7 protein-coding genes are annotated in these 6,036 nt (G+C 44.5%); 4 read left to right on the top strand and 3 right to left on the bottom strand.

Annotated features, from left to right (window positions below):
• Window positions 1-128 precede the first annotated feature (128 nt).
• Complete coding sequence (asnA, locus tag P5Y91_RS10070; protein WP_003005888.1) at window positions 129-1,121, bottom strand: aspartate--ammonia ligase; 993 nt, start codon at window positions 1,119-1,121, stop codon at window positions 129-131.
• Between the two features lie 160 nt (window positions 1,122-1,281).
• On the opposite strand from asnA, the gene P5Y91_RS10065 reads away from it, so the two are divergent.
• Genes P5Y91_RS10065 through P5Y91_RS10050 form a run of 4 tightly spaced genes read left to right on the top strand, consistent with a single transcriptional unit; the run spans window position 1,282 to window position 4,049 of the window.
• On the top strand, window positions 1,282-1,959 hold the full coding sequence (locus P5Y91_RS10065) for a helix-turn-helix domain-containing protein (RefSeq protein ID WP_004219840.1): 678 nt from the start codon (window positions 1,282-1,284) through the stop codon (window positions 1,957-1,959).
• Window positions 1,960-1,961: 2 nt separating this feature from the next.
• On the top strand, window positions 1,962-3,374 hold the full coding sequence (locus tag P5Y91_RS10060) for a Y-family DNA polymerase (RefSeq protein WP_049483435.1): 1,413 nt from the start codon (window positions 1,962-1,964) through the stop codon (window positions 3,372-3,374).
• Window positions 3,371-3,742: a hypothetical protein gene (locus tag P5Y91_RS10055; RefSeq protein WP_277839387.1), complete on the top strand. Its 372-nt coding sequence runs from the start codon at window positions 3,371-3,373 to the stop codon at window positions 3,740-3,742. Before P5Y91_RS10060 ends, P5Y91_RS10055 begins: the two co-directional genes overlap by 4 nt.
• A complete protein-coding gene (locus P5Y91_RS10050) occupies window positions 3,723-4,049 on the top strand; it encodes a DUF5960 family protein (RefSeq protein ID WP_003005875.1) in 327 nt (108 codons plus the stop codon). Before P5Y91_RS10055 ends, P5Y91_RS10050 begins: the two co-directional genes overlap by 20 nt.
• A gap of 52 nt (window positions 4,050-4,101) precedes the next feature.
• Here the strand turns inward: P5Y91_RS10050 and P5Y91_RS10045 are convergent, their stop codons facing one another.
• Window positions 4,102-4,818, bottom strand: a complete 717-nt coding sequence (locus P5Y91_RS10045; protein WP_003005873.1) for a YebC/PmpR family DNA-binding transcriptional regulator — start codon at window positions 4,816-4,818, stop codon at window positions 4,102-4,104.
• 120 nt (window positions 4,819-4,938) lie between these two features.
• Window positions 4,939-6,036, bottom strand: coding sequence for a nucleotidyltransferase (locus tag P5Y91_RS10040; RefSeq protein ID WP_021152741.1), 1,098 nt, complete (start codon window positions 6,034-6,036; stop codon window positions 4,939-4,941).

Below are 6,036 nucleotides of genomic sequence, written 5' to 3'. Positions count from 1 at the left end.
GCAGTGGTTGAGTGGGCTCTACTACGCTGATTTCATCAGCTTTTACAGCCCTACTCAACTGTGCGGAGGTGGGACGACGAAATCGAATTCTAACGAATTACCGATTTCTGTCCCACTCTCTTTCTTCCTTATAGGATATTTTCATATTCATCACGGACAGATTGAGGCCAGACACTGGTTTGGACTTCACCGATATGTTTCTTACGAAGCAAGAACATAGCCAAACGAGATTGCCCAATCCCTCCACCAATCGTGAGTGGGAAGAGACCATTTAACAAAGCCTTGTGCCACTCTAATTGGAGACGATCCTCGTCCCCTGTGATCGCAACTTGACGGCGAAGCGTATCTTCATCGACACGGATCCCCATTGAAGACAACTCAAAGGCTGAACCTAGAACATCATTCCAGACGAGGATATCACCATTCAAGCCCTTGTAGCCATTTTCAGACTCTGTTGTCCAGTCATCGTAGTCAGGCGCACGTCCATCGTGTGGTTTGCCATCTGCAAGTTCTCCACCAATCCCGATCAAGAAAACGGCTCCGAATTCTTTGGCAATGGCATTTTCACGCTCTTTTGGAGTTAAATCTGGATAGCGTTCCACCAACTCTTCTGTGTGAACGAAGGTAATTTGTTTTGGAAGAACTGACTCAATATCATAGCGCGCTTCTACTGCTAGTTCTGTTAAACGAATCGCCTTGTAGATTTTTTCAACCGTTTCTTTGAGGTAGGCAATGTTGCGTTGACCATTTGGGATGACTTTTTCCCAGTCCCATTGGTCTACATAAACAGAGTGGATAGCGTCTAGCGAATCTTCATCCGGACGAAGGGCCTTCATATGGACAAAGAGACCTTCTCCTTCGCCAAAACCAAAACGTGCCAAGGTATGGCGTTTCCATTTTGCAAGTGAATGCACGACTTCATAAGTCTCATCAGGAATTTGAAGGACCTTTACAGATACCGGATGTTCAATCCCAGAAAGGTTATCCTGCATCCCGTCTCCGACCTTGCTCAAAATTGGTCCTTGGACTTCAATGATGTCCAATTTATCTTTTAAATATTGTGTAAACGTCGTTTTAACAAACGAAATTTCTTTTTGTTGATGTATAAAACTTTTTTTCATATAATTCCTCGTTGTTAGAAGTTGTAAAACTGATTATACTCCTTTTTCATTCAAAATCCAAGCCTTTTCATTCGTTTTCAACTGAATTTTTCTCTTGCAAAAAGGATTCATTTTTGATAAACTATATGTAACTTTTAAAACGTTACATAGGAGAAGCGACATGTTTGATGCAAAAAAACTAAAAGAAAGACGCCTGGAAAAAGGCTTGACCCAAGCAGATGTCTACGAGGATCTCAAGATTTCTCGTAAGACTTACTCCAGTTGGGAGAATGGTTTGGCGGAGCCACACGAAAAAAATCTCAGGAGGTTGGCCAAGCGCCTCTCCGTTAAAGAGGACTACTTTATTAACAAAGACTCCGCACTCTACACCTACCCTTTATTAACCCCACCTCATCAAAAGAAAGTCGACCAGTTGGCCAGCCAGTTATTGGAACAGCAGCAAAAAGTTGTTTCCTTAACAGCTTATAAGGTTCTTTCGATTGAGCTAGCAGCCGGTTTGGGACATACCTTTTATGACAACGAAACCGACTATGAAACTGTCTATTTTGACCAAGAGATCCAGCACGATTTCGCTTCTTGGGTATCAGGTGATTCGATGGAACCTCTCTATCCCAATGGCTCTGTTGCCCTCATGAAGCAGACTGGCTTTGACTACGATGGTGCTGTCTACGCCCTCATCTGGAATGGAAAAACCTACATCAAGAAAGTCTATCGGGAAGCGGAAGGCTTGCGCTTAGAATCCATCAACCCTGACTACGATGATTTATTTGCTCCCTATGAAGACGAGCCCAAAATCGTCGGCATTGTGGTCGGGCATTTTCTCCCACTCGAGGTTTAAATATGCTATTTGATTATTCACGTGAGCCTCATTCTGATATTGCTTTTGTGGATATGAAAAGTTTTTATGCTAGCTGTGAATGTGTCCGTCTGGGGCTCAACCCCTTGACGACTTCTCTTTGCGTCATGAGTCGGAGCGACAATTCAGCTGGCCTAATTTTGGCGAGCTCTCCCGTTTTTAAACAAGTCTTTGGCAAGAAAAATGTCAGCCGTAGCTACGACCTACCTTTTGATCTCAAGACTAGAAAATTTAATAGCTACGTGGCCCAAAAGCAAGGATTGCCAACGGATCCATCCTTTGTTTCCTACATTGAATCCTGGGCCAAGAGGACCCTGATTGTTCCTCCACGGATGAATGCTTACATTCAGGTCAATATGGAAATTCAGAAGGTCTTTCAGGAATTTGCGGCACCAGATGATATTTTCCCTTACTCGATTGACGAAGGCTTTATCGATCTGACCTCTTCCTTAAATTATTTTATTCCAGATCCCTCCCTCTCTCGAAAGGAAAAACTGGATCTCCTTTCTGCCAGGATCCAAAAAAGGATCTGGCAGGAAACTGGCATCTACTCTACCATCGGCCTCAGCAATGCCAATCCCCTTCTTGCCAAGCTAGCCTTGGACAATGAAGCCAAGCATTGCCGAAATATGCGCTCCAATTGGTCTTATGAAGATGTAGAAAGTAAGGTCTGGAAACTGCCCCAGCTCACTGATTTTTGGGGCATTGGACGTCGTACTGAAAAACGATTGCAAAAGATCGGGATCACGTCGATTGCTGAACTGGCCCAGGCTCACCCCGATCTCTTAAAGAAAGAATTCGGAGTCATGGGTCTGCAACTTTGGTTCCATGCTCATGGTATTGATGAAAGCAATGTCCACAAGCCTTATCGTCCGAAATCACGAGGCATTGGTAACTCTCAAATCTTGCCCTATGACTACCATCTACAAGCTGATATTGAACTGGTGTTTCGGGAGATGGCTGAACAGGTGGCTATTCGCTTGCGACGGAAAAAAAAGAAGACCCAGCTGGTCTCCATTCATGCCTCCTACTCCAAAATCGAGGGGCTTCCGTCCATTCACTGCCAGCAAAAGATTGAGCCTACCCAATCCACCAAGGTTTTATCCGATACGGTTCTGCGGCTCTTTCGCTCCAAGTACGAAGGAGGAGCCATTCGGCAGATTGGTGTTTTTTATGGAGAACTTGTCGAGGAGTCTCTTCAACTCTTTTCTCTTTTTGATGATCCAGTAGCCTTGGAAAAAGAGGAGAAACTCCAGCAGACCATTGACCGCATTCGGGACCAATTTGGCTTCACCTCTCTTCAGAAAGGCTCCTCATTACTAGAAAACTCACGCGCCATTGCACGCAGTAAACTAACAGGCGGACATTCTGCAGGAGGCTTAGATGGATTAACATGATCGACCGTTCTTATCTTCCTTATCAATCCGCCCGCGAATTTCAAGATCGTGGCATGGCTAAATGGGCCGGCTTCTTTTTATCCGAGCACACAACTGCCCTGCATACAAAAGAAATTGACCGCAGTCAGCTCACAATTCTTCCACTTGCTGAACAGATCCAGCTCCTGGAGCAGGCCTTTCAACAACAAACGACGATCTCTATCACGATTCTAGAGGACAACCATTTTTCGACTCACACAGGTTCGATTCACACCTTATCTACTTCTGAGCTTCTTCTCAAAAGCGATGGCCACTACCACCGTCTCCTCGTAGACTCTATCATTTTTATTGAATCTGAGGAAACACCCTATGAAACCTATTCAGACTAAACACGAATTACAATTTGATTATTTTTCGGAGAATTACCACCAATTTGAGATGGACTTTTACAAGTGGGCCGCTACTTCTACGCCGCTCGTCTTTTTAGAAGACGATATTCTCCACTCTATGGCAGCAGGCCAGCGAAACTACTTTCGTCTTCACCACACCAAAAGTCGGGATCATCGAGACCATTATTTCTATTTTAAAGTTTCCACACTCTCCCAATCACCCCTGACCCGTATTTACGCTTATACAGGACATCACTTACAAAAGATAGATCCTCATCAGACAGAGAAAAAGGATAGCTTGATCTGAGAAGCTATCCTTTTTCTTAATTTATGGGATTCACTACAGTCCTTACGAGTGATTAGAATCCATCTACGTTTGTGTAGATTTTTTGTACGTCCTCGTCGTCTTCAAGAACGCTGTAAAGTTTTTCAAATGTTTCCAAATCTTCACCTGACAACTCAACTTCTGATTGAGGAATCATTTCCAATTCTGTTACTTGGAATTCTTCGACACCTGATTCACGCAAAGCAACGATCGCTTTGTGAAGATCAGTTGGTGCAGTGTAAACAGTGATTGTTCCTTCTTCTGCTTCTACATCGTCTACATCCACATCTGCTTCAAGCAAAAGCTCAAAGATCGCATCGGCATCATCACCAGCAAAGACGATGACACCTTTGTTGTCAAAGAGGTAAGATACAGAACCTGAAGCTCCCATGTTCCCACCGTTTTTACCAAAAGCAGCACGGACATTGGCAGCTGTACGGTTAACGTTTGACGTCAAAGTATCAACGATCAACATCGAACCATTTGGTCCAAATCCTTCGTAACGTCCTTCTGTAAAGGTTTCGTCAGTGTTTCCTTTTGCCTTATCGATCGCTTTATCAATTACGTGTTTTGGCACTTGCGCTTGTTTCGCACGGTCAATAACGAATCTCAAAGCAGTATTTAGTTCTGGATCTGGTTCACCCTTTTTAGCAGCTACATAGATCTCCACACCAAATTTAGCATACACTTTTGAGTTGGCACCATCTTTGGCAGTTTTTTTGGCAACAATATTGGCCCATTTACGTCCCATGAGGATTCTCCTTAAATTTTTTCAAATTATTTTCAATCTTTTATATTATATCACAAATCACAAGACTTGGAAGAGTTTTTTGCGTATCCTTCCAATTGTAGTTGCTCGACTATTCACCCTTTATTGATCTTCCACCCTCACTGGCACCCGCCCCCAGATCTGTTCTGGCAATTGGGGATTGCCTAGCTGATACACCTGATCCGCTTGTTGGGTCAAACTGTCCCAAGGTTCCTTACCGATTCGAGTCACAATTTCTACTGATTTTTTCAAGCCTTTGAGGTGAGTTTGTCCCTTTGCGGAAAATCCTAAGACATGAATGGCATCGGGAAGAGCTTGGTCCATCGCCCCTACCAAGATGTAGGTCAAGATGCGGCGCACTCGTGCCTTGGTATAGCGCTTGGTTGCGACTTTCTCCACCAATTCTTCCACAGAGCTAGCGCTTCGAACTGCATCTTTTAGCCGATTGGCCAGTTCTTCATTAACTTGAAAAATCTGTGTCAGATCTGTATGGGTTAGGATTTGATAACGGAGCAGTTGGTCATAATTCTCCCAAGATACCTGCGGAGCCGACTGAAAGAGTTGGCTATTGGGCATGAATTTAGCGACAAAGTCCTGATCTTCCTTGTGTAGGCGTAGACTAGTCGCAGAAGCATAGGCCGCCTCTTTTTCCTCTGAATGGTAGCCTGCACCTTGCCGTTGGATAGCCTTGAGCGCAATCCCCTTCCCAGCACAGGCCTTGGCATAAGCCAAGCCCAGGATATGATTGGGAGTATCTCCTGTGAACTCCACTCCAGCAAAGGTTTCCCACATTTTTTGGGTCTTTTGTGGATAGGATAAATCGTCAGGAAGGCTTCGCAAGAAAGCTTCCATTTCCGCCTCATTCTCCGAATAAACAGTCGCAATCGCTTGGTAATCTATGACTTCTTCTGTCCCAAAACTCAATTGGTCGATTCCTAGACGGGACAAGATTTCTACCGCTCCCTTGGCAAAATGATCAGCCGACTGAACAGCCACGAGAAAGGGGAGCTCGACCACCAGATCCGCTCCATTTTCCAGAGCCATCTGCGCACGTATCCACTTGTCTACAATGGCAGGCTCGCCACGTTGAACAAAATTCCCAGACATAGCGACGATTTTCACCCCTTCTGCCTGTTCCAGCAAGTACTTGTGACCATTGTGAAAGGGATTAAATTCTGCAATAATACCTGTAACTGTCAT

The organism is Streptococcus taoyuanensis (genome assembly GCF_029589235.1).
In the GTDB taxonomy this organism is placed as follows: domain Bacteria; phylum Bacillota; class Bacilli; order Lactobacillales; family Streptococcaceae; genus Streptococcus; species Streptococcus taoyuanensis.
This window is presented reverse-complemented; position numbering and strand designations above follow the sequence as displayed.

Excerpts from the sequence above, each read along its gene's own strand:
- P5Y91_RS10050 (WP_003005875.1), top strand. The coding sequence starts at position 3,723 with ATGAAACCTATTCAGACTAAACACGAATTACAATTTGATTATTTTTCG.
- P5Y91_RS10065 (WP_004219840.1), top strand. The coding sequence starts at position 1,282 with ATGTTTGATGCAAAAAAACTAAAAGAAAGACGCCTGGAAAAAGGCTTG.
- asnA (WP_003005888.1), bottom strand. The coding sequence starts at position 1,121 with ATGAAAAAAAGTTTTATACATCAACAAAAAGAAATTTCGTTTGTTAAA.
- P5Y91_RS10045 (WP_003005873.1), bottom strand. The coding sequence starts at position 4,818 with ATGGGACGTAAATGGGCCAATATTGTTGCCAAAAAAACTGCCAAAGAT.
- P5Y91_RS10060 (WP_049483435.1), top strand. The coding sequence starts at position 1,962 with ATGCTATTTGATTATTCACGTGAGCCTCATTCTGATATTGCTTTTGTG.
- P5Y91_RS10055 (WP_277839387.1), top strand. The coding sequence starts at position 3,371 with ATGATCGACCGTTCTTATCTTCCTTATCAATCCGCCCGCGAATTTCAA.
- P5Y91_RS10040 (WP_021152741.1), bottom strand. The coding sequence starts at position 6,036 with ATGACAGTTACAGGTATTATTGCAGAATTTAATCCCTTTCACAATGGT.